Here is a 23,594-nt window from a genome sequence, read left to right as displayed (position 1 = left end):
AACAATGGAAAGAGGAATCGAAATGGTGGACATTCTGCACAAAGTGGGCATCAAGTCGCCGGTGGACGAGGTCTACGCCGCCTTGACCACCACCGAGGGGCTCGCCGGGTGGTGGACGGCCGATACCGAGGGGGACGGCGGCGAGCTCGGCGGCTTGCTCGAATTCCGCTTCGCGGCAGGTGGATTCGACATGCGGGTGCGCGAGCTCGACCCGGGAAAGCGAGTGCTGTGGGAGGTGGTCGGCGGGCCTGATGAGTGGATCGGGACCCAGGTGGACTGGAGCCTCGAGCAGGCGGGCGACTACACCACCGTGCTCTTCGCGCACCGGGGGTGGAAGGAGCCGGTGGACTTCATGCATCACTGCAGCACCAAGTGGGCGGTCTACCTGCTGAGCCTGAAATCGCTGATCGAAACCGAGAAGGGCGCTCCGCATCCCCACGACGTCAAGATCGACAGCTGGGATTGACGCGCCGCGCGGGAAGCTCGGGGGCACCGCGACGGGATTTCGCACCGGCGGCATCGCCACCGGTGCGGATGCTGTCGCCCGTCGGCCGGTCGGCGTACCTTGCCGTGAGCCGTACGAGCTCGATGGCCGCACGTTTCCGATGCGCGGTCAGGGGGTGAGGATGGTCTTCCCGATGGCCGTGCGGTCTTCGAACGCCCGATGGGCGGTCGCCGCTTCGGCCAGGGGCAGCACCGTGCCGATGACGGGGGTGAGTTCACCGCGCACCGTGAGGTCCTCGGCTCGGCGGGCCAGCTCCGGCCACCGTTGCGGGCGATATCCGAGGCTGAAGGGAATCAGCGAGGCGCCGACCGGTAGGAGTTGCTCCGAGCTGATCTCGACCGCGACGCCGCTGGCCGAGCCGAAGACCACCATGCGGGCGCGCGGTTTCGTGAGCAGGCTGTAAGCCTCCCGAGCCGTCTGTCCGCCGACGGTCTCGAGCACGACCGACACCGGACCGGCCTCCTCGGTCCATCCCGGTCGCGTGTAGTCCACGGTGGCATCGGCGCCGAGGTCGGCGGCCAGCTGCCGCTTCGCGGCCCCGCTCGCACCGGCGACGACCCGGGCTCCGGCTCGTTTGGCCAACTGGATCAACAGGGTTCCGATTCCTCCGCCTGCCGCCTCCACCAGAACCGTGTCCTCGGGCCCGATCTCCGCGGCTTCGATCAATCCCACGGCCGTCGCGCCCTGGCCGAGCAGCGCGAGGGCTTGATGCTCGCCGAGGCGATCGTCGAGCGGTACGGCCGCCGCCGCCGGAATGCGCACCAGCTCCGCGTAACTGCCGGAGGCGACCGTGCCGACCACTCGTTCGCCGATGCGGCGGGTCTCGACGCCGGGACCGACCGCGGCCACCGTCCCGGCTACTTCGATGCCGGGCGTGTGCGGCAGCGGCAGGCCGAGCGGATCCGGGGTCACCCCGGCGCGCACCTGCACCTCGAAGTAGTTGACTCCGGTGGCCGTGGCCCGGACGAGCAGCTCGCCCTCGCCCGGCGTGGGATCGTCGACCTCCTCGACTCGCAGCACTTCCGGGCCGCCGTACTCGTGATAGCGAACTGCGCGCATGGGATCCACCTTTCCGAATGCGGACTGTCGGTCCGTTTAGTGTGCCGCTATGATACGGACTACGGGTCCGCTTATGTCAACTGGAGAGGTCAGCGATGCGCGCCGACGCCGAACGCAACCGGGCCGCGATTCTCGCCGTAGCCGGGCGTCTGATCTGCGATGAGCAGCGCGACAACGTCTGCATGGACGAGATCGCGGCAGCCGCCGGAGTCGGGAAGGGCACGCTGTTCCGCCGATTCACCGACCGCGAAGGGCTGATTCGCGCGCTGTTCGACGACCGGACCGGCCGGGCTTGGGCGGCCGTCCGCGACCTCGCCGCGGATCCCGCCGTGCCGGTGGACGAGCGGATACAGACCTTCGTCGCCACGGTGTTCGACCTCACGGTGGTCGAGTTGCAACCGTTGACGCGCGCCCTGCCCGACGGCTGTCGGTCCGAGACCTGGGCGCCGTGGCGGGCGCTGCTGGCGGAGTTGATCGCCCAGGTCGTCCCGGATGCCGACGCGGAGTTCCTGGCCATGGCGATCTTCGCGAGCATGCGTCCGGAGATCACCGACATGACCTCCCCGCAACGCCATCGGGAGGGCGTGCTCGCCTTGACGGCTCGCGTTCTCCGGTCAGAGTAGCGGCGTCGATCGCCGCCACCCTGCTCGCGAGCGCCCGGTCAGGCGCCGACGTAGGCCGCGAGATGTTCGCCGGTGAGAGTGGAGCGGGCGGCTACGAGGTCGGCGGGAGTGCCCTGGAAGACGACCCGGCCGCCGTCGTGTCCCGCCCCAGGACCGAGGTCGATGATCCAGTCCGCATGCGCCATGACCGCTTGGTGGTGCTCGATGACGATGACCGACTTGCCGGAGTCGACGAGCCGGTCGAGCAGGCCGAGCAACTGCTCGACATCGGCGAGATGCAGGCCGGTGGTCGGCTCGTCGAGGACGTAGACGCCGCCCTTCTCGGCCATGTGCGTGGCCAGCTTGAGCCGTTGCCGCTCGCCGCCGGACAGCGTGGTGAGCGGCTGACCGAGGCTGAGATAGCCCAGCCCGACGTCGGCGAGCCTGCTCAGGATGGCGTGCGCGGCCGGGGTGCGGGCGGCCTCGGTGCCGAAGAACTCCTCGGCCTCGAGCACCGACATCGCGAGCACTTCGCTGATGTCGCGGCCGCCGAGGTGGTATTCCAGCACCGACGCCTGGTATCGCTTGCCCTCGCACTCCTCGCAAGTGGTGGCGACACCTGCCATCATCCCCAAGTCGGTGTAGACGACGCCCGCGCCGTTGCAGGTGGGGCACGCTCCTTCGGAATTGGCGCTGAACAGCGCGGGCTTCACCCCGTTGGCCTTGGCGAACGCCTTGCGGATCGGCTCGAGCAATCCGGTGTAGGTCGCCGGATTACTGCGCCGCGAGCCGCGGATGGGCGCCTGATCCACCGCGACCACGCCTTCGCTCGCGGGGATGGACCCGTGCACCAGCGAGCTCTTGCCGGACCCCGCCACGCCGGTGATGGCGACGAGCACACCCAGCGGAACGTCGACGTCGACATCGCGCAGGTTGTTCGCTTTCGCGCCGCGGATCTCGAGCTTGCCGCTCGGCTCGCGCACGGTGGCCTTGAGCGCGGCCCGGTCGTCGAAATGGTGGCCGGTGACGGTGCCGCTGGCCCGTAGCCCCTCGACGCCGCCCTCGAAGCAGACGGTGCCGCCCGCCGTGCCCGCTCCCGGACCGAGGTCGACGACATGGTCGGCGATCACGATCGTCTCCGGCTTGTGCTCCACGACGAGCACCGTGTTTCCCTTGTCCCGCAGCCGCAGCAGCAGGTTGTTCATCCGCTGGATGTCATGGGGATGCAGGCCGATGGTCGGCTCGTCGAAGACGTAGGTGACGTCGGTGAGCGAGGAGCCGAGGTGGCGGATCATCTTGGTGCGCTGGGCCTCACCGCCCGACAGTGTGCCGGAGGGCCGGTCCAGCGAGAGGTAGCCCAACCCGATCTCCACGAACGAGTCGAGAGTGTGCCGCAGCGCGCCCAGCAGCGGCGCCACCGACGGCTCGCTGAGGCCGCCGACCCATTCGGCGAGGTCGCTGATCTGCATCGCGCAGGCGTCGGCGATGCTGATCCCCGCGATCTTCGACGAGCGCGCCGCCTCGGTGAGCCGGGTGCCGTCGCACGCGGGACAGGTCGTGAAGGTGACCGCGCGGTCCACGAACGCCCGGATGTGCGGCTGCATCGCCTCCCGGTCCTTGGACAGGAACGACTTCTGGATCTTGGGGATCAGCCCCTCGTAGGTGAGGTTGACCCCCTCGATTTTCACCTTGGTGGGCTCTTTGTAGAGGAAGTCCTGCATCTCCCTCTTGGTGTACTTGCGGATCGGCTTGTTCGGATCGACGAAACCCGACTCCGCGTAGACCCGCACCGTCCAGAAGCTGTCCGACTTCCAGCCCGGGATGGTGAACGCGCCTTCGGCGAGCGACCTGGAATCGTCGTAGAGCTGGGTGAGGTCGATATCGGACACCGAGCCCCGGCCCTCGCAGCGCGGGCACATCCCGCCGGTGATGCTGAAGCTGCGGCGCTCCTTCACGGTCCTTCCGGAACGTTCGGTCGTGACCGCGCCCGCCCCGCTGATCGAGGCGACGTTGAAGGAGAAAGCCTGGGGCGAGCCGATGTGCGGCTTTCCGAGCCTGCTGAAGAGAATGCGCAGCATGGCATTGGCGTCGGTGGCGGTGCCGACGGTGGAGCGCGGGTCGGAACCCATGCGTTGCTGATCGACGATGATCGCGGTGGTCAGCCCCTCGAGCACGTCGACCTCGGGCCGTGCCAGCGTCGGCATGAAGCCCTGGACGAACGCGCTGTAGGTCTCGTTGATCAGCCGCTGCGACTCCGCGGCGATCGTGCTGAACACCAGTGAGCTCTTGCCCGAGCCGGAGACGCCGGTGAACACCGTCAGCCTTCGCTTCGGGATCTCGATGCTGACATCCTTGAGGTTGTTCTCGCGCGCGCCGTGCACGCGGATCAAATCGTGGCTGTCCGCGGCGTGCGGCGCGGGCGACTGCGTGTCCGTCGTCGTGGCCGTGCTCATCGTGTCTCCATCTGTCGGGCGGGGCCGCCTGCGCGGCCGGCGTCGCCGGGCTCGGTTCGATCGGTTCGCGCCGGGCGGTCAGCGCAGCTGCTGGATGCGGATCAGGTTGCCCGCGGGATCGCGGACGGCGCAGTCGCGCACCCCGTACGGCTGCTCGGTCGGCTCCTGGACGATCTCCGCGTCGTTGGCCGCCAGCCGTTCGAAAGCGCCATCCAGATCCTTGGTTGCCAGCAGGATGCCGCCATAGGTGCCCTTCGCCATCATCTCGGTGATGGTGCGGCGCTCGTCGTCGGTGATGCCGGGATCTGCGCCCGGCGGATGCAGGACGATGGATGTTTCCGGCTGGCCGGCGGGGCCGACGGTGAGCCAGCGCATCCCTTCGTACCCGACGTCGTTGCGGACCTCGAAGCCGAGGATGTCGCGGTAGAAGGCGAGGGCCGCGTCCGCGTCGTCGTGCGGCAGGAAGCTCGCGTGAATGGTGATGTCCATGGCAGTCAGGCTAATTGCGGCTCGGTAACCGGTGCTTCTCGATTCCTGATCGGTCTGGTCACCTGTTTCGACACGCACGAGGGGATCCCCGCCGTGGCGCGCGCCGCCTCGCGCCGGTAGACGCTCGGCGGCACACCGACCAACTCGGTGAAGCGGGTGCTGAAGGTGCCCAGCGACGAGCAGCCGACCGCGAAGCACACCTCGGTGACGCTGAGGTCGCCCCGCCGCAGCAGCGACATCGCTCGTTCGATGCGCCGCGTCATCAGATAGGAGTACGGCGACTCGCCGTAGGCGAGCCGGAACTGGCGGCTGAGGTGCCCGGCCGACATGTGCGCGTCGCGCGCGAGCGCCTCCACGTCCAGCGGCTGCGCGTACTCGCGATCGATGCGGTCGCGAACGCGGCGCAGCCGCGCGAGGTCGTGCAGGTGCTGCGTGGCGGCGGGTCGGCTGGTCACTTACGCGATCGTGCCACATGGCGGTGACAAGCCGAGGTGCTACCAGAAGGTCGCCGAGAGCTCGTACTCGGCGAGCGCGGACCGCACCAGCTCGGTGAGCTGCTCGGTGTCCAGCAGGGCAGGCGGGTGGAACCCCATGACGCGCATCGTGATCTTCTCCGCGGCCTCGACCAGCGCGACGTACAGATTGCCACCGCGTTCGGTCACGACGCTCCGCGCGTCGAGGCTCTGATTGACCAGGCCGATCATCATCGCCGAGGCCGGGCTGCCGTCGATGCGCAGGATTTCGGGGTCGAGCTTGCCGAGGCTGGAGCACACCGTGGAGGCGGGGTCGGTGGCGGCTTGGCGGGCCAGCCGGGCATACCGTCCGCGCGGCAGCGCCACCGCGACCGGGATCAGCGGCGGGACGTCCTGCCCGCTGGCCGCGGCCGCGGTGAGCTTTTCCTTCATCACCGCGCGCAGCGGAGCGAGATCGGCCGGTGCGCCGTCGTGCACGTCCACTTCGAAGGCGATGGAGGTCAGAGCGTTCGCCCGAAGATCGTCGGCGGTGCGGGTGCTGACCGGCATCATCATGCGCACCCGGCCCTCTTCGTCGGTGCGGCCGACCTCCGTCGCGATGGCGGTCATCATCGCCACCGCCAGGGTGGTGCCGGTTCCGCCTCGGGCCCGTGCCGCCGCATGCCACAGCTGCGCCGGGACCGTCGCGGTGACGGTCGGAAGCCGGAAGTCCGGCGCGTCGCCGGCGGTCCCGGTCCCGCCGCCGCGCCCGGTGACGGCCAACCGCAGCGCCAAACCGGCGGCGGAGGGTAACGACCTGGCTCGCCGCGCGGCATCGCGGAGATCACCGGCGAGCAGGCGTATCCGGCCGAATTCATCTGTGCGGTAGGACAAGTCGAGTCGCTTGTCCGCGACGGCGTCCGTGACCGCCGTGCAGAACGCGTGGCCGTCGGCGAGCGTGTGGGAAACCAGCAGCGACACCACGCTTTCCCCGTTGTCGAGGTGGGTCGCCGCCAACCGCCACGCGGGCCCGCCGAAGGTACGCAACTCGGCATTTCCCTGTTCGGCGATCCAGGCCTCCAGATCGCCCGAGGCAATGGGCTCCTCGGCGACCTCGAGCGGGCTGAATTCGACTCGGGTGGTCCACCGGTCCCCGGCGGCGGGGATCATCGCGGGCGCGACCGCTCTACCCAGCCTGCCGTGCCGCAACGCCTCGTGGAAATGCTCGAGCGCCGCCAGATCCACCGCACGGTCGTAGCGCCAGACCGCCTGTATCGCGAGGGTTCCCCCTAGCGCGGAGTGCCCACGGGCACTCACGCAATCGATATCGGTCAGGCGGTAGGTCACGCGAATCTCCCCTCGAGTACCGGACACCGGGGCGGGTCCGCACCGGCGTCGTCGCCGCCACAACTCGGCGCTACGACGATGAAGATCGTTCGAATGTCCGGTTTCGAGCTGTTCGGCCAACCAAGAGCATCCGGCCTGGCAACGCCGTGGTCAACCCTACTGGCGGGTTCGGTGATCACGGCACCCGGCGATGCGCCGCGCGAGCGGGTTCGGCCGCGGACGCCTTCGCTGTCCAGCGCGAACGGCTGAGCCGCCCGCTGTCCGGCCGACCTGCGGAAGGCGCCGGAGGGGGCGAGGCGGCCGAACCCGCGACGGCTCGAGCTGGACGTCTGACCACTTCAGCAACGGGTGGGGACTGTGGCCGGCTTCCGGTGCGGTCAGGCACCCGGAGTGTCGGCGGTGAAGATCTGTCGGGCATGTCGTGCGGAGTCGGTAGCCGACCACGGCGCCAGCGCCGTCGTGAACATCAACTCATCCTGGGCACCTCGGTGCCGCAACGCGCTCACAGCGCGCTGCTGGAGTTGCCGATCTGCGGCGCCGCGAACCCGTAGCGCGGCGTCCCGCGGACCACGAACTCGTTGCGGAGTAGGACCAGGGCCACGGTGGCACCCGCGGATGCAGGGCTTCGGGGACGGCTTCACCTCGTGCGATCGCGCGGCCCAGGAAGGTCGGCCATGGGGCCGGCGGCGGCAGATGGCGTTCGTGTCGGTCCCGGCCGTGCGGCGACCTCGTCCATGGTGAGTGCGGCGTATCCGGAATTCGAGGTGCGATCAATGCAACGTTCGGGACCGTGGTCACGATGAGTTGGCCGTGCAAGGGAATGCGATTGTGCGCGAAACGCCTTCAACGGCGGGTTTCGGCGCCTACACCGTTGTCGACGTGGAGACCTCGGGTCTGCGGGCCGAAGAGCATCGGGTGCTTTCGGTGGCGGCATTGGTCCTGGACGCCGACGGCCAGGTCGTCCATGAATTCCATACGCTGGTCGATCCGGGCTGCGACCCGGGGCCGGTGCACATCCATGGCCTGACGGCCGAGATCCTGCGCGGCTCACCGCGATTCGAGCATGTGCGCGAACCTCTTTCCGCCCTGCTGGCCGGCCGGGTGATGGTCGCGCACAACGCGCACTTCGACTACCGGTTCCTCGCCAGCGAATTCGGCAGGACCGGCGCCGATCTGCCGGTGGGTCGCCGATTGTGCACGCTTGCCCTCGCGCGGCGGGTCGCGCCGCCGACGCCGGATTGCAAACTCGGCACGCTCGCCGCCTATTACGGGATTTCACGTTCGAAAGCGCACGACGCGTTGGACGACACTCGCGTCCTGGCCGGTGTGCTCAGAGCGCTGATCGCCGATGCGGCGCGGCTCGGCATCACGCCGCCTCTGCTGCGCTGCCCGCCGAAGGAGAACTACCAGAGCGCGTGGGGTCTGCCGACCGAGCGGACGGGCCCGAAAACACCGTGTCCTTACACGTATCCGGGCCGGTTCGAGACCGGTGGCGCTCTCGTCCAGGGAATGAAAGTGGCCTTCACCGGCGATACCGCGACCGATCGGGACGTCCTGGTCGCCCGTGCCGAAGCGGCCGGACTAGAGGTGACCAGCGCGGTGAGCGGTCGCACCAGTGTGCTCGTCACCAACGCGCCGAATTCGACCAGCGGCAAGGCTCGCAAAGCCGTCGAGGTCGGCACCCCGATCGTCAGCGAGAACAGATTCCTGTTGTTGCTGGAGCGTGTCGAGCCGGGTGAGCGCAAGGGCGATCAGGTGGCGCGAACTTCTTCGACACGTCGTCGACCGTCGCGTGTGCCGGTTGCACCCGGTGGCCCCTTGGCGGGACGCCGGGTGCTGGTGCTCGGTGGAACGCATGGCGGTGCCGCCGCAGTCCGGTCACGGATCGCCGAGCTCGGCGGCTCCGCGGCGGTGAACATGTCCGGGCGGGTAACCGACGTGCTCGCGCTGACCGGAGGGCACGCCGACCGGCGCTGCGTACGGGCCGCCGAACTCGGCATCCCGGTGCACGGCGCCGAATTGCTCTCGGCGCCGCAGCCTTCCGACGCGTCGTCGGCATCGCGTCGCGCGGTCGCCGAGCCTCTTGCGCTGATTCGTGGTCAGGTGATCGATCTACCGATCGACGACTTCGGCATCGATTGGACGATCCGGGCGTCGTGGGCCTACAGCGGCAGCGGGGCGGTTGACCTGGTCGCGTTCCTCGTCGACGGTGACGAGCAGGTGGCGGGCGACGACGACTTCGTCTTCTACAACCAGCCCGAGACGCGGGGCGTGCGTCTCGTCGCCGAGGGGCCCGACGAGCAGTCCGTCGCGATACGGCTGGATCAGCTGCCGCGATATTGCCGCCGGATCGTGCTGGCCGCCGCGTTGGACGACGCGGAGGCCACCTTCGGTGATGTCGGCGCGATCGAGGTCGAGGCGATGCCGGGCGCGGAGGCAGGCGTTGTCGCGCGCGCGACGATGGACGCGGCCACCGAGGAACGGACGTTGGTGCTCGCCGAGGTCTACCTGCGTGGCGACGTCTGGCGATTGCGTGCGGTGGGCCAGGGTTATCCGACGGATCTCGCGGTGCTGGCGCGCCGGTACGGGGTGGATGTGGCGTAGTGACGTCGCGGTGGCGGCGAGCATGCCGAAAACCGCTGTCGTCCGCTGTCATCCGGCTTCGCCACTGTCGCTGGATTTCCATCGGGTGGCGCGCTGTCGAACACTTGCGCAACTGATTGACGTACCCCGATGGGCGGGTTTCTAATGATGGATGGCGCAATTCGTGCGCCGGTCGACCGACGAAGCGAGGTGAGCGGCAGATGCCGGATGACAGTATCGACGTCTACAGCCGGGCCGCTCTCGCGAAACAGGTTGCGCCGGCGCGTCGTTGATCCGCGTGCGTGATCGCCCGCCGGGCAACGGCGCCCATCGGCCGACACGGTACGGACCGCAACCTTCGTCATCTCTCCGGCGCGTAAGAGCGGCGCGTCCGGGTTCGGCCGATACGTGGCCCCCGACCCGCGGCGCCGCCCGATCACGTCGCTGCTCGCCCCTGCGTGCGTCCTCGGTACCGGAGGAGCGCGCCAGCCCCGCACGATAGCAAGTATTGGAGCATCCACTATGGCCACATTGCCAGAGAAGGCCGAAACATCGCCTCGCACAACAGATCCGGAACGGCGACAGCAGGCCGGATCCGCGGTGCGCTCCTTCCGCGGGCAGCGGTAGTCGATGACGACCTTTCTCGGTGCCGTGACCGCCGACCACTTCGATACCGAAGTGCTCCAGCAGCATTGGATTCCGCTCGCCGCCGACGACGCCGACACCGCGGCGGTGCTGCGGGAACGGCTCGGCATCGACTTCACGTCCGCACGCGATCAGGTCCTGGAGACCGACAGCTTTCGCTACTTTCCGGTGACGGCCGGATTCCAGCGTGGCGAGAACATCGAACAGGAGACGATCGTCTTCGCCCTTGGCGGTGAATTCCTCGTGACGCTGCAGCCGTCCGAGCATTTCGTCCCCTTCGACAAAGCGGTCGCGAAGATGCGGCGCGACCCGGCGCTCGCCGGCTCCGCGCACGGCGTGATGTACGCGCTGCTGTGGGCACTGAACGAGGCGTCGGAGCGGGTGCTACATCATGCGGGTGACGCCATGGAGGCGTTGCGCGACGAGATCGAGCGGACGATCACGGGCCGGGACCGGCGCGAGATCGAGCTCGCCGACCTGCGCGGCGTGATGTCGCGGATGAACGCGACCGAACGCGTCGTCTCGCGCACTCAGGAGACCCAGCGGCAGCTGGCCCGCGCCGCGCGGCATCTGATGGCCGACACGTCGTCGGCGAAGGCGGAACTCGACGAGGCGATCGGCATCCTGCTCGCCGACATCGACGGGGTGGGGCAGTATGCGGGCTCGGCGTACGACAACGTCCGCTTCTTGCAGCAATCCGTGACGATCTGCCTGAACGTGCGGCAGAGCGAGATCGTCAAGGTGTTCACCGTCACCACCGCGGTCGTCCTGCCGCCCGTTCTGGTCGTCGGCTGCTACGCCGCAGGTCTGCTCGACATCGCCGAATTGCCCTGGCAGCTGAGCCTTTTGATCACCGTGCTGCTGGCTCTGGCGGCGGCGGTGATTCCATCGGCCTATCTCGAGAAGCGGGGCCTACTGCGCTGAGCCCTCGGGCGCGCGCTTATCCGGCGATCATTACCTCGCGCGTAATCGACTCTGGGCGCGCGGCGCGGCAAGGTTGGAGACAGCCGATCGGAAGACCCGAACGGTTGCCGAAAATCATTACCGCACAGGAGGATTCATTATGTCGCGCTACGAGGAAGCGGTCGATCGGTACTTCGCCGCGTGGAACGCCACCGACGAGGACGCCAGGGCCGCGGCGGTGGCGGCCGCGTGGGCCGAGGACGGCGCGTACACCGATCCGCTCGCGGAGGTGCGCGGGCACGCCCAGCTGGCGGCGGCCATCGGGGGCGTGCAGGCGCAGTTCCCCGGGTTCGAGTTCCGTCGCCTCGGCGCGGTCGACGGCCACCACGACATCGCCCGCTTCTCCTGGGAGCTGGTCTCCGCGACCGACGGCAGCGCCCCGGTCGCGGGTTCGGACGTGATCTCCCTCGGAGCCGACGACCGGATCACGAGTGTGCACGGTTTCCTCGACCGGGTGCCCACGGCGTAGCGCCCGGTGCCGGACCCGCGATCCGTATCCCGGCGACACGCCCGGCGCACCCGCGGCCCAGGTTGCGCCTGCGGCGAACACCGTGCGTCGTCCGCGGCGCGAGGGCATCCTGGACGCAGTAGTGCAATTCCGGCGAACAGGGTGGTGGTCGGCGTGGACAACGCCGCGATGGATGCCTACTCCCGCACGGTGATCGCGGTGGCGGCGTCGGTGACGCCGCACGTGGCCAGCGTGCGGACCAGGCGGGGGAGCGGATCGGCGGTGGTCTTCACCGACGACGGGTTCCTGTTGACGAACGCGCACGTCGTCGGCGCGGCCCGCGAGGGTGAGGTGGTCTTCGCCGACGGGGTGGAATCCCGCTTCCACGTCGTCGGGGTGGATCCCCTGTCGGATCTCGCGGTGTTGCGCGCACGCGGCGGCGCGCCGGACGCGGTGCCGCTCGGAGATGCCGACCAGTTGGTGGTCGGCCAGCTGGTGGTGGCGGTCGGAAGTCCGCTCGGCCTGGCGGGTTCGGTCACCGCGGGCGTGGTGAGCGCGCTCGGGCGCGCGGTTCCGGTGGCATCCCGCCGCGCCGGCCGCGTGATCGAGGACGTGATCCAGACCGACGCCGCGCTCAACCCCGGAAATTCCGGTGGCGCGCTGTCGGACTCGGCCGGCCGGGTGGTCGGCGTCAACACCGCGGTCGCGGGCATCGGGCTCGGCCTCGCCATCCCGATCAACGCGACGACGCGCCGGATCATCGGCACGCTGCACACCGAGGGGCGCGTCCGGCGCGCATACCTCGGCTTGGTCGGTGTGCCAGCGCCCCTGCCCGAGCCGGTCGCCGCGCGCACCGGGCAGGCCGCCGGGGTGCGCATCGTGGAGGTGGTCCGTGGCGGCCCCGCCGAGCTGGCCGGGCTGCGCCGCGGCGATCTGGTGCTGAGCGTGGCGCGGTCGCAAGTGCGTGACGCGCAGGGGATTCAGCGGCAGCTGTTCGCCGAGTCGATCGGCGTGCAACTGCCGGTCACCGTGCTGCGCAACGGAGCCATGGTCGACGTCTTCGCGGTCCCGGTGGAACTGGTGGCGGACTGAGCGCTGTCCAGCCGGTCGCCGGGACCGGCTCGGCGGTGGTCACCGGGTCCGCACCGCCCACACCACCGACTCACGAATTGTCTTTCTGGGCGTCGATCGCCTGTTCGAGTCTGACGGACATGGCCGTGGCGACGAATCCGGGAATGGTAGGGGCGAAGAGCCTGAGGTAGGTGTCGATCCATTCGTGGCGCGCGACGAGGAACGGATAGTCGGTAGGGGCCATGTGGCGTACCGCGAGGATGGGCAGGGGCGCGTCGAGCGCCGGGAACGCCGGATTGTGCAGTCCGGGGTAGGTGCAGCCCGGATAGAACTGCCCGATCATCAGACCTTTGTCGACGAATTTGGTTTTCTGTTGTCGTTGCACCGCGTCGATCGAGGGGTAGTCGGTGAGGTCGGGAAAGACCGCGAGAACGGCTTTGAACAGCGACTCGGGCGCCTCCCGCGGTGGCAGGGCCGGGAAAAGGTCGTACAGATCGTCGGCGATCGCGGTGATGCGCCCGATATCGATGTCGTGCCCATCGAAGTAGGCGGCCCACAGGTACCTGTGCGTAATGGCGTGGCTGGTGTAGGGGCAGACAGGACCGGGCCGGCCGAGATCCGGGTGGGAATGGCACAGGTATTCGCGGGTCCACCGACGGAGTTCGGCGAACCGGGGTTGGTCGGCGAGGCCTGTTTCCGCGTCGGGAGCGAAGAGGTTGACCGGCTGGACGCCGGAGCGTGTCCCGACTATGGGGTCGGTGTTCATCATCGGCTGGTCCTTGCTGAGATCGGAGGCTCCGGTGAGGGGACGGGGGTGCGGCGGAAATGCTCGGTCAGGGTTGATCCGATGGCATGTAGCGCCTCAGGGTCGGTCATCCTTTCGTGCGCGACGGCAACACGGTGTTCGAAGATGCTGCCGGTGAGGTACTCCTGCCACGCGAGAGACGGAGAGGGGCCGTCGTCCGGGTGGCCGTCGACGGCGCTGAAGTAGAGCAGATCACCGTCGAAGAGTGCCGGTCGATGATCCCGGGTGAGGTCGATGAGCCGGGTGTAGTCGCCATGCAGAACCGCCAGATGTTCGGGCGTGAGGGCGGTGAAGAGACCGCCCTGCCGGTGCAGCAAGTCGGTCGCGGCCTCGACGGTGAAGTCGGCCGGAATTCGGAAACCGGCCACGCCGCCGAACTCGGTGAGCAGGTCCCTGAGGGTGGGGAGGGGAGCTTGTGCGCTGCCCGCGTCGACTACGCGCGTGTCCATCATCGCCAGGGTGGCGACGGGTTCGCCCTCGCGGCGCAGTCGCACGGCGATCGCGTGCGCGATGGTGCCGCCCAATGAGTAGCCGAGCAAGTGATAGGGGCCGTGCGGCTGGACCGACCGGATCTCCCGCACGTAGCGGGCGGCGAGTTGGTCGAGCGTGTCGAACCGCGCGGTGGGGTCGGTCAGCGCCGGGGATTGCAGCCCGTGAACGGGCCGCTCCGCACCGAGGTGCTGCACGAGTCCACTGAAGCCCCAAGCCAAACCGACGGCCGGGTGGACGCAGAACAGTGGCGGCTCCGCACCGGTCGCGCGCAGGGGGAGCAGGACGGCGAGCGCGTCGTGGGGGTCGGGTTCCTCGAAGCCGCTCAGCCGGGCCTCGATGCGGCGGGCCAGCGATTGCGGTGTCGGGTCGCTGAAGATCCACTGAATCGGCACGGGCACCCCGGTGGACTCCTCCAACCGCGCCACCAGTTGGGTCGCGGCCAGCGAGTTGCCGCCCAGGGCGAAGAAGCCGTCGTCGCAACCGGCACGTTCGAGCTGGAGCGTTCGCGCGAACGCCGCGCACACGGTGGCCTCCAGCGGTGTGGACGGCGGCCGGTACGGGGGCCGGTCCGGCGCGGGCAGAGCTTTGTAGTCGAATTTGCCGGTGCTGGTGAGCGGGATCCGGTCGAGGACGACGATGGCGGTGGGGATCATGTGGGTGGGCAGGCGGGTTGCGAGGTAGGTGGTCATGGCGCCGGTGTCGGGTGTGGTGTGCGGCGTCGGTACGACGTAGCCGGTGAGTTGGCCGGTGCCGTCGGGGCGGGTGTGCACGGTGACCGCGGCATAGGCGATGTCGGGATAGCCGCTCAGCGCGGATTCGACCTCGCCGGGTTCGACGCGGTTGCCCTGGACCTTCAACTGCAGGTCGCTGCGGCCCTTGTATTGCAATCTTCGGTCGGCGGTCCACGCCACCAGGTCGCCCGTGCGATACATCCGCGTCCCGGGCCGCCCGTACGGGGCGGGGACGAATCGGCTCGCGGTGGTCGCGGGTTGCTTGTGGTAGCCGCGGGCGAGGCCCGGTCCGGACAGATAGAGTTCGCCGACCACTCCGAACGGAACGGGGCGGAGCTTGCGATCGAGTACGACGGCGGTGAATCCGCGGATCGGGCCGCCGATGGCGATCGGGCCGTCGACGGTGGTGGACAGCGGAGTGCCTGCGCAGCTCACGACCGTGGTCTCGGTGGCCCCGTAGCTGATGAGCACCGTGCGGCCCGGCGTCCACCGCGCCGCCAGCTCCGGCGGACACGGCTCACCGCCGATGACCAGGGTTTCGAGTCCGTCGGGATTCATCGCGGCGAGCATCGTCGGGGTGAGAGCGGCATGGGTGACGTGTTCCGCCCGGACCAGCTCGGACAGCCCGGCGCCGACCGGTGTGGGGGCGAGGATCAGCGTGGCCCCGCCGCAGACGGCGCTGATCCATTCGAGGATCGAGACATCGAAGCTCGGCGAGGCGACAGCCAGTATCCGAGAGGACGGAGTGATGCCGAACCGTTGCCGCGTATCCGCGGCCAGGTTCGCTATCCCGGTATGTGTGACCACGACGCCCTTCGGGGTTCCGGTGGAGCCGGAGGTGTAGACCAGGTAGGCCGGGTGCTGTGGTCGTAGTGGGGCTGTTCGGTCGGCATCGCTGATCGCCGCGGAGGACGCTTCTGCCGACGTCGCGGCGAAGGAGGTGCTGTCGACGGTCAGCCATTCGATGGTGTCCGGCAACTGATTTCGGTAGGGCTCGCGAGTAAGCCCGACCGTGGCACCGGAATCCGTCAGGATGGTCGTGCTGCGTTCGCGCGGATGGCTGGGTTCCACCTGGACGAACGCGCCGCCGGTCTTGGCGACCGCCCACACGGCGATCATGGCGTCGATGGAGCGAGGTAAGGCTATGGCTACGAACGATTCCGGTCCTATCCCGGTGTCGATCAACACCCGCGCCCACCGGTTCGAGGTTTCGTCGAGTTCGCGGTAGGACAGTCGTGCGCCGTCGCAGACCACCGCTTCGGTCTCCGGTTCCATCGCGGCGGTCAGCACCTGCGGCAGCACCGACATCACCGCCCCGTGTGGCCCGCGAACGGGCACCAGCGCGGCCTGCTCGGCCTGCGACAGCAGCTGTAGCCGGGGCAGCGGCAGGTCGATGTGGTCCGCGACGGTGTCGAGCACGCGCAGCACGCGGTCGGCGATGGCGTCGATCTGCTGTCGGGTCAGCAGGTCGGGCAAGTATTTGAAGGTCAGGTGCAATCTGTTGTCCTGGTGCACGATCAGGCCGAGCGGGTAGTGCGCGGCATCGCGTCCGTGCACGCCCAGGACACGCATTCCCGCGATGTCGGTGTCTTCGGACAACCCGGTCGAGTCGATCGGGTAGGACTCGAAGGCCGTCACGGTGTCGAACATCGCGCCAGGACCGGCGATCTGCTGGATCTGGGCCAGGCCCAGGTGGTGATGGTCGAGCAGCGCGGCTTGTTCGGTCCGGATTCGCCGCACCAGTTGGGCGAGGGTTTCGCGGTGGTCCAGCCGGACCCGCACCGGCACCGTGTTGATGAACAGCCCGATCATCGATTCGATGCCGGAGATCTGGGGCGGGCGCCCGGAGACGGTGGTGCCGAACACCACGTCGTCGCGGCCGGTCGCGTTGGCCAGCACGATTCCCCAGGCGGCCTGAACGAGGGTGTTGAGCGTGACCTCCTGTCGGTGGGCGGTGGCGACCAGCGCCGAGGTGCGGTCTTCGCCGAGCTGAACTTGTACGTCGCGCGTGGCGGTGATGTGCCTGCGGCCGCGGTCCGCGATCGCCAGCAGCGTCGGCTCCGACACGCCGTCGAGTGCCCGCGTCCACGCGGTTTCCGCCGCGTTCCGGTCTTGGGCGTGCAGCCACGTCAGGTAGTCACGGAAGGGACGGCCCGGAGCGGGCGCCGTGGCGTCGTCGTCGCAGGCGTAGAGGGTCAGCAGCTCCCGGATGAGCAGTGGCGTGGACCAGCCGTCGACGAGGATGTGATGCATGCTCCACACCAGCCGGTATCGCTCGGGGGCGATGCGCACCAACGTCATTCGCAGCAGCGGCGCCGCGGCCACGTCGAAGCTGGCGCGCCGGTCGGCGGCCATGAGCTGATCCAGCGTGGCGGCGGGATCGTCGTGCTCGGCCAAGTCGATGAGGGTGAACGGCACGTCGACGTGCTTATGCACGACCTGGACCGCTTCACCCGCGCCGTCGCGCACGAACGCGGTCCGCAGGTTGGGGTGCCGTCCGACGAGCGCCTGCGCGGCGCGGCGCAGCCGCTCGGCGTCGACGTGCCCGCCGAGTTCCATGCAGAGTTGCACGATGTAGGCGTCGAGGGCGCCGTCCGCGAGCTGAGCGTGGAACAGCAACCCGGTCTGCAGCGGCGTGAGCGGCCAGATGTCGTCCAGGGCCGGGTGCAGGCGCTCCAGCCGGTCGATCGTGTCCTGGCTCAGATCGAGGAGGTCGAGGTCGGAGGGGGTGAGCCCGCCGGCGCCGGGCCGGGACGCGTAGTCGGCCAGCGCGGTCACCGCGTCGCGCCACAGTTCCGCGAGGCCGGTGACCTCGTCGGAGGTCAACAGACCGGTCGGATAGTCCCAGGCGGCGGTGAGAGCCGGCCCTTCCGGGGTGTCGGTGACGACCGCGTTGACTCCCAGCACGGATGCGGCGGCCGCGTCGGGGTTCTGGACTCCGCCGCCTCCGGCGGGCATCCACCCGGCCTCGCGCAACGCGGCGGGAATGGTGTCGTATCTGCCCATATAGTTGAAGCTCACCTGCGGTGCGGGCAGCGCACGCAGGATGCGGGCGGTATCGGCGTCGAGGTATCGCAGCTGCCCGTAGCCGATCCCGTGATCGGGGACCTGCCGCAAACGTTCCTTCACTGATTTGACGACAGCCCCGGCGGCGGGTCCGGCGGCGAACGCGTCATCTATGTCGATGCCGGACAAGTCGAGTCGCACCGGATAGGTGGTGGTGAACCATCCGACGGTGCGCGAGAGGTCGGCGTGCGGGAGCACCGTGTCGTGGCGGCCGTGGCTTTCGAGGCTGAGCAGCGTTTCCGGCGCGGTGTCGCCGTGCTCGCGCCGCCATCGGGTCAGCGCCAGAGCGAGCCCCGCGATCAGCGCGTCGTCCACGTTGCCGCGGAAGGCCTCCGGCAGCGTGGTGAGCACCGCGCGGGTCGCCGCGATGGGCAGCTTCACCTCGACGGTCGCGACGGTGGCCTGCACGTCCACCGCGGGGTCGATGGGGCGTGCGCCGATCGGCGGGTCCGCGACGTCGAGTGTGGTGCGCCACCACTCGAGTTCGTCCCGGCGCGCGGCGGCGGTGTTCAGGGCATGCGCCCAGCGTCGCATCGAGGTACCGCAAGGCGCGAGCTGCGGCGGTTGCCCGGCGCTGATCTGCGCCCACGCGATCGCGAGGTCGGGAACCAGGATGCGCCACGAGACGCCGTCGACGACCAGGTGATGCGCGACGATCAGCAGCCGTCCCGGCTGTCGCGCCCACTCGAACCAGACCAGTTGCAGCACGACACCTGCCGCGGGGTCGAGGCGCTCGGCCGCGGCGTTCGCCTCGGCGTCGGCGATCGCGGCGAAGTCGCTGCTGTCCGGCGCCGCGGTTACCGGCACGCGCCGGATCAGCCCCGCGGCGGGTGCGGCGGTCGGCGATACGTGCAGCGCCCAGCCGGACGCGTGCGCGGGGTCCGGGCGTAGCCGCGCCCGCAGCATGTCGTGGCGTTCGAGCACCGCTTGGACGGTGGCGCCGATTCCGGCGCTGTCGATACCGGCAGGCAGCGTGAGCATCGCCCACTGGCTGAAACGGTCGAAGCCACCGCGTTCGAACATCCAGCACATGATCGGCGTCAGCGGTATCTGTCCCACGCCTCCGCCGGGCAGTTCGGCGGGCAGGGCGGCGGCCTCGGTGCTGTCGCGCACGGCGACCCGGGCCAGTTCGGCGACCGTTCCGTGCTCGAATACGTCGCGCGCGGAGAACAGCAGATCCGCCGCCTTGGCGCGCGCGACCAGCTGAATCGCCATGATGCTGTCGCCGCCCATGGCGAAGAACGAATCGTCCGCGCCGACCTCGTCGAGTCCGAGCACCTCCGCGAACAGTTCGGCCAGCGTCGTCTCGAGCTCGGTGGCCGGTGGCCGGGATCCGGCACGAGGGGTGAAGTCGGGCTCGGGCAGAGCGGTGCGGTCCAGCTTGCCGTTGGCCGTCCTCGGTAGCGCGTCGATCACCACGACGGTCGCGGGCACCATGTGCGAGGCCAACCGGTCCGCGGCGAACTCGCGGACCGCGTCCGTGTCGAGATCGGCGCCGGACTCGGGAACCACGTACCCGATCAACCGGTCGCCGGTGACCGCGCCTCGGCGCACGGCCGCCACCGCGTGCGCCACACCCGCGTACGCCAGTAGCGCCGATTCGACCTCACCCAGCTCGATGCGGAAACCACGGATCTTCACCTGAGAATCCGTCCGGCCCATGTAGTCCAGCGTCAGATGTCCGGTCGGCGACCGCAGCCACCGCACCAGGTCACCGGTCCGGTACATGCGCTGCCCCGGCCCCGCGAACGGATTGGCGACGAACCGAGACGCGGTCGTGCCCAACCGGTTGCGATAGCCGCGCGCCAAAGCGGGACCCGCCAGATACAACTCGCCGACGACTCCGACCGGTACCGGCCGCAACCAGGTGTCGAGCACGATCTCCTGTACCCCGCGGATCGGGCTGCCGGTCGTCACGGTCTCACCCGCCACCAGCGGGCGCCCCGCGTCGGTCTGGATCGTGGCCTCGGCAGGACCGTAGGTGTTGAACAATCTGCGGCCCGGCGCCCACCGCGACACCAACTCCGGTGGGGGCTCCTCGCCGCCGATCACGACCGTCCCGAGGCCTCCGAGCCCGGCCGGATCGACCGTCGCCAAGGCCGTCGGCGTCAGCGCCGCGTGCGAAACCCGCTCCCGCGCCAAGATTTGCGCCAGCTCGTCCCCGCCGTAGACAGTCGGCGGCGCGATCACCAGTTGCCCGCCCGTCGCGAACGCCCAGAGGTATTCGAGTACCGCCGCGTCGAAACTCGGAGACGCGGCGTGCAGCACCCGCGTGCCCGGCCCGACACCCAAACGCGTGCATTGATCGTCCACCAGATTCGCCAGCCCCTTGTGCGACACCACCACGCCTTTCGGCTCTCCCGTCGACCCGGACGTGTAGATCACGTACGCCGCGTGGTCGGGCCGCACCGGCCGTGTTCGCTCCTCGTCGCGCACCGGCGCTGCCGGGAATCCCGCCAGCCGCGCTTCGACCGCCGGTTCGTCGAGCGCCAGCCATCGCACCGATCCGGGGAAACGATCCCGCCATCGCGACAGCGTGATCCCCACCGCCACACCCGAATCGGTGAGCATGTACGCGATGCGGCCGGCCGGATACTCGGGATCCATCGGCGCGAACGCCGCCCCGGACTTCGCCACGGCCCAGACCGCCAGCACCGACTCGACCGACCGCGGCAATCCGACCGCGACGCTCGTCTCCGGGCCCGCTCCCAGGCCGATCAGCATGCGTGCCAGGCGATTCGACTCCGCGTCCAGTTCGCCGTAAGTCCACCGGCGATCGCCGCACACCGCCGCGACCGCACCCGGATCGTTCGCCACCGCCGCGGCCAGCAGATCCGGCAAGACCTGCGCCGACACCGTCGGACGACCCGACACGGGCGCCAACTCGCGGTATTCCGCGGAGGACAGCAGATCCAGCCGGGACAGTGGTAGATCCGGGTCGGTGGCGACCGCGCCCAGCACGCGCAGAACTCGACGCAGCGTCGCGTCCATCATGTCGTGGTCGAAGAGATCGGGCAGGTACTTGATGTGGAGACGCAATCGCGTGTCGACCTGGGCGACAACGCCGATCGGATAGTGCGCCGCGTCGGTGCCGCTCACATCGAGCAGCCGCATGCCCGCGATGTCGGTGTCCGCGGTGAGCCCGCCACGATCGACCGGATAGGACTCGAACACCGTCATCGTGTCGAACACCGCTCCCGGCCCGGCCACCCGTTCGATGTCGGTCAGGCCCACGTAGTGGTGATCGAGCAGCGCGGCTTGTTCGGCCTGGATCCGGTCGAGCAGCTGCCCCAAACTCTCGGTGCGGTCGAGCCGGACACGCACCGGCAGCGTGTTGACGAACAGCCCGATCATCGATTCGACGTCCGAAAGTTGCGGAGGCCGTCCGGAGACAGTGGTGCCGAAGGTGACATCCGTCCGGGAGGTCAAGGCGCCCAACACAATCGCCCAGGCCGTCTGGACCACGGTGTTGAGGGTGACTCCGCGCGCCCGCGCCAGGTTCGTCAAGTCGGCGGTCTGTTCCTCGGTCAATTCGCCGAGGACATCTCGTGATTCGGTGTAGCGGCGGCGGGGGTCGGACGGAGCCATCAGAGTCGGCTCGTCGGCGCCGTCGAACGCACGGGCCCAGGCGTCGAGCGAAGCGGTCGGGTCCTGCCGCGCCAGCCACGCCAAGAAGTCCCGATAGGGCCGGACACGAGGGAGCATCGCGTCGTCGCCGTCGGTGGCGTAGAGCACCAGCAACTCCCTCAGGAGCAGCGGCATCGACCAGCCGTCCAGCAGCAGGTGATGGTTGGTCAGCACCAGCCTGAAGCGCTCCGGCCCGATGGTGACCAGCATCCAGCGCAGCAGTGGGGCCCGCGACGGGTCGAACCGGGTCGCGCGGTCCTCGGCCATCAACCGAGTCCACTCTCGATCCCGTTCCCCGTCGTCCAGCCCGGACATGTCCAGCTCCGTCCATGGCGCCTGGACGTCTTCGTCGACCACCTGCACCGGCCCGGTGTCGGTGACGAACGCCGCGCGCAGATTCGCATGCCGGTTCAGCAGCGCCTGCCCGGCTCGGCGCAGCCGCTGCGCATCGACTCGCCCACCCAGTTCGAGGACCAGCTGGACCACATAGGCGTCCACCGACTCCTCGGCGAACACCGCATGGAACAGCAATCCCTCCTGCAACGGAGTCAACGGCCAGACATCGCTCAGCGCCGGATATCCGGTCTCGAGCCGCTCGATATCGGACTGGGTGAGATCGACGAGGTCCAGATCCGACGGCGTCCGTCCGCCGGTCCCGGCGCGGCGGCTGTATGCCGCCAACGCGGTCAGTACCCGGCGCCACGACTCCGCCACCTCGTGCACCTGGTCGGCGGTGAGCACCCCGGCCGGATACGACCACCTCGCCCGCAGCCGCCGCCGGTCGCCGTCGTCCAGGACGAGGGCGTTGATGTCGAGCACCGCCGACATCGGCAGGTCCGGATCGAGCGCACCGGTGAACTCGGCGCCCGAGAGATCCCCGCCGTCGTCCACCGGTAGCCATCCGGCCGACGGCGCTCCTCCGGGCACCTTCGTGGCGACGCGGCCGAGGTAGTTGAATCCGATCTGCGGTGTCGGCATGCTCTCGAGTTCCGGTCCGGTATCGGTGTTGAGATACCGCAGCAAGCCGTAGCCGATCCCGTGGTCCGGGACCTTGCGCAACTGTTCCTTCACCGACTTGACCGCTGCCCCCAGCGCGGGCCCGCCCGCGGTCGCGTCGTCGACATCGATGCCGGACAGATCGAGGCGCATCGGGAAACTCGTGGTGAACCAGCCGACCGTCCGGGCCAGATCCGAGCCGGGGACCGCGCGCTCCTCGCGGCCGTGCCCTTCCAAACCGATCACGACGTCCGCGAGATCGCCGGACGCTACCGTGTCGCGCTCGCGCCGCCACTTCGTCACCGCAACCGCCAGCGCGGCCAGCAGCCCGTCGCTCACCTCGCCGTGGAATGCCGCCGGCACGGTGGTCAACAACGCCTCGGTCACCTCGGGGGGAACATCGATCTCGACCGTGCGGGCAGTGGCGGCCACATCGATCGCGGGGTCGAGGGGGCGGGATCCGATCACCGGATCGTCTCCGGCGGCCATCGCTTTCCAGAATCCGAATTCGGCGCGCCGCTCGGCGCTTCCGGCCGATTCGACCAGCCCGTGGGCCCACCTGCGCATGGACGTCCCGACCGGGGCCAGCTCGGGTGGTTCGCCGGACTCGATCCGCGCCCACGCGATCGCGAGATCCGGCACCAGCACTCGCCAGGACACTCCGTCGACGGCCGTATGGTGCGCCACCACCAGCGCCCGGCCCGGCTCCGTCGTGGCTACCGGGTCGAACCAGACCACCTGCAGCACGACCCCGGCGCCCGGATCGAGCCGGTCCGCGGCGGCGTCCAACTCCGCCGCCACAGAAGCACGGAACTCGGCGCTTCCCGGGGCTTCCGGCATCGCCACCCGACGGATGACGTCCTCGGCTCGAATCGCCCCGGCGGGCAAGGCTTCCCACGCCCAACTTCCGTCGTCGGTCGGGCGCAGCCGCGCGCGCAGCATGTCGTGCCGATCGAGTACCGCCTGCACCGTGCCCACCAGCTGCTGCCGGTCGATCCCCGGCGGCAGTCCGAGCAACACCGCCTGCGAGAAGCGGCCGAACCCAGACCCGGCCCGCTCGAGCAGCCACCGGACGATCGGCGTGACCGGCACCGGCCCCACGCCTCCGCCGGGCAGTTCGGCCGCGAGCGCGGTCGCCGCGGTGCCGCCGCGGACGGCGACCTCGGCCAGCCCGGCGACCGTCTTGCGGTCGAACACGTCGCGCGGGGTGAACACCACACCCGCCGCCCTGGCTCGATTGACCAACTGGATCGACATGAT

The 23,594-nt window shown here is 69.5% G+C and carries 13 protein-coding genes; 6 read left to right on the top strand and 7 right to left on the bottom strand.

Annotation, left to right across the window (positions count from 1 at the left end):
- Positions 1-22: 22 nt before the first annotated feature.
- Positions 23-466, top strand: coding sequence for an SRPBCC family protein (locus ACL03I_RS35650; RefSeq protein ID WP_356968547.1), 444 nt, complete (start codon positions 23-25; stop codon positions 464-466).
- 147 nt (positions 467-613) lie between these two features.
- Here the strand turns inward: ACL03I_RS35650 and ACL03I_RS35645 are convergent, their stop codons facing one another.
- A complete protein-coding gene (locus ACL03I_RS35645) occupies positions 614-1,564 on the bottom strand; it encodes a quinone oxidoreductase family protein (RefSeq protein WP_355078462.1) in 951 nt (316 codons plus the stop codon).
- Between the two features lie 95 nt (positions 1,565-1,659).
- Between ACL03I_RS35645 and ACL03I_RS35640 the strand changes: the two genes are divergently transcribed.
- A complete protein-coding gene (locus ACL03I_RS35640) occupies positions 1,660-2,187 on the top strand; it encodes a TetR/AcrR family transcriptional regulator (RefSeq protein WP_412808164.1) in 528 nt (175 codons plus the stop codon).
- Between the two features lie 38 nt (positions 2,188-2,225).
- On the opposite strand, the gene ACL03I_RS35635 is transcribed toward ACL03I_RS35640, so the two are convergent.
- From ACL03I_RS35635 to ACL03I_RS35620, 4 genes are all read right to left on the bottom strand, one after another.
- Positions 2,226-4,619 (bottom strand): ATP-binding cassette domain-containing protein, encoded by a 2,394-nt coding sequence (locus ACL03I_RS35635; protein WP_412808163.1) that lies wholly within the window; start codon positions 4,617-4,619, stop codon positions 2,226-2,228.
- A 78-nt stretch (positions 4,620-4,697) separates the two neighbouring features.
- Positions 4,698-5,108, bottom strand: a complete 411-nt coding sequence (locus ACL03I_RS35630) for a VOC family protein (protein ID WP_355078459.1) — start codon at positions 5,106-5,108, stop codon at positions 4,698-4,700.
- A gap of 5 nt (positions 5,109-5,113) precedes the next feature.
- On the bottom strand, positions 5,114-5,563 hold the full coding sequence (locus ACL03I_RS35625) for a helix-turn-helix transcriptional regulator (RefSeq protein ID WP_355078458.1): 450 nt from the start codon (positions 5,561-5,563) through the stop codon (positions 5,114-5,116).
- 39 nt (positions 5,564-5,602) lie between these two features.
- Complete coding sequence (locus ACL03I_RS35620; protein ID WP_412808162.1) at positions 5,603-6,907, bottom strand: hypothetical protein; 1,305 nt, start codon at positions 6,905-6,907, stop codon at positions 5,603-5,605.
- An 828-nt stretch (positions 6,908-7,735) separates the two neighbouring features.
- On the opposite strand from ACL03I_RS35620, the gene ACL03I_RS35615 reads away from it, so the two are divergent.
- The 4 genes from ACL03I_RS35615 to ACL03I_RS35600 all read left to right on the top strand — a co-directional run bounded on the left by ACL03I_RS35615 (position 7,736) and on the right by ACL03I_RS35600 (position 12,638).
- The gene (locus ACL03I_RS35615; RefSeq protein WP_412808161.1) at positions 7,736-9,511 is read left to right on the top strand and encodes a TerD family protein; all 1,776 of its coding nucleotides are present in this window, start codon (positions 7,736-7,738) and stop codon (positions 9,509-9,511) included.
- 609 nt (positions 9,512-10,120) lie between these two features.
- Positions 10,121-11,059 (top strand): CorA family divalent cation transporter, encoded by a 939-nt coding sequence (locus tag ACL03I_RS35610; RefSeq protein WP_412808160.1) that lies wholly within the window; start codon positions 10,121-10,123, stop codon positions 11,057-11,059.
- Positions 11,060-11,198: 139 nt separating this feature from the next.
- Complete coding sequence (locus ACL03I_RS35605; RefSeq protein ID WP_356968530.1) at positions 11,199-11,567, top strand: nuclear transport factor 2 family protein; 369 nt, start codon at positions 11,199-11,201, stop codon at positions 11,565-11,567.
- Between the two features lie 168 nt (positions 11,568-11,735).
- On the top strand, positions 11,736-12,638 hold the full coding sequence (locus tag ACL03I_RS35600; protein WP_355078544.1) for a S1C family serine protease: 903 nt from the start codon (positions 11,736-11,738) through the stop codon (positions 12,636-12,638).
- 70 nt (positions 12,639-12,708) lie between these two features.
- Here ACL03I_RS35600 and ACL03I_RS35595 read toward each other — a convergent pair whose 3' ends face one another.
- Positions 12,709-13,386, bottom strand: a complete 678-nt coding sequence (locus ACL03I_RS35595; RefSeq protein ID WP_412808159.1) for a DUF6875 domain-containing protein — start codon at positions 13,384-13,386, stop codon at positions 12,709-12,711.
- The gene (locus ACL03I_RS35590) at positions 13,383-23,552 is read right to left on the bottom strand and encodes an amino acid adenylation domain-containing protein (protein WP_412808158.1); all 10,170 of its coding nucleotides are present in this window, start codon (positions 23,550-23,552) and stop codon (positions 13,383-13,385) included. The genes ACL03I_RS35595 and ACL03I_RS35590 overlap by 4 nt, the downstream gene beginning before the upstream one ends.
- Positions 23,553-23,594: the final 42 nt, after the last annotated feature.

The sequence above is a fragment of the Nocardia sichangensis genome (assembly GCF_047200615.1).
Lineage (GTDB): Bacteria > Actinomycetota > Actinomycetes > Mycobacteriales > Mycobacteriaceae > Nocardia > Nocardia sichangensis.
This window is presented reverse-complemented; position numbering and strand designations above follow the sequence as displayed.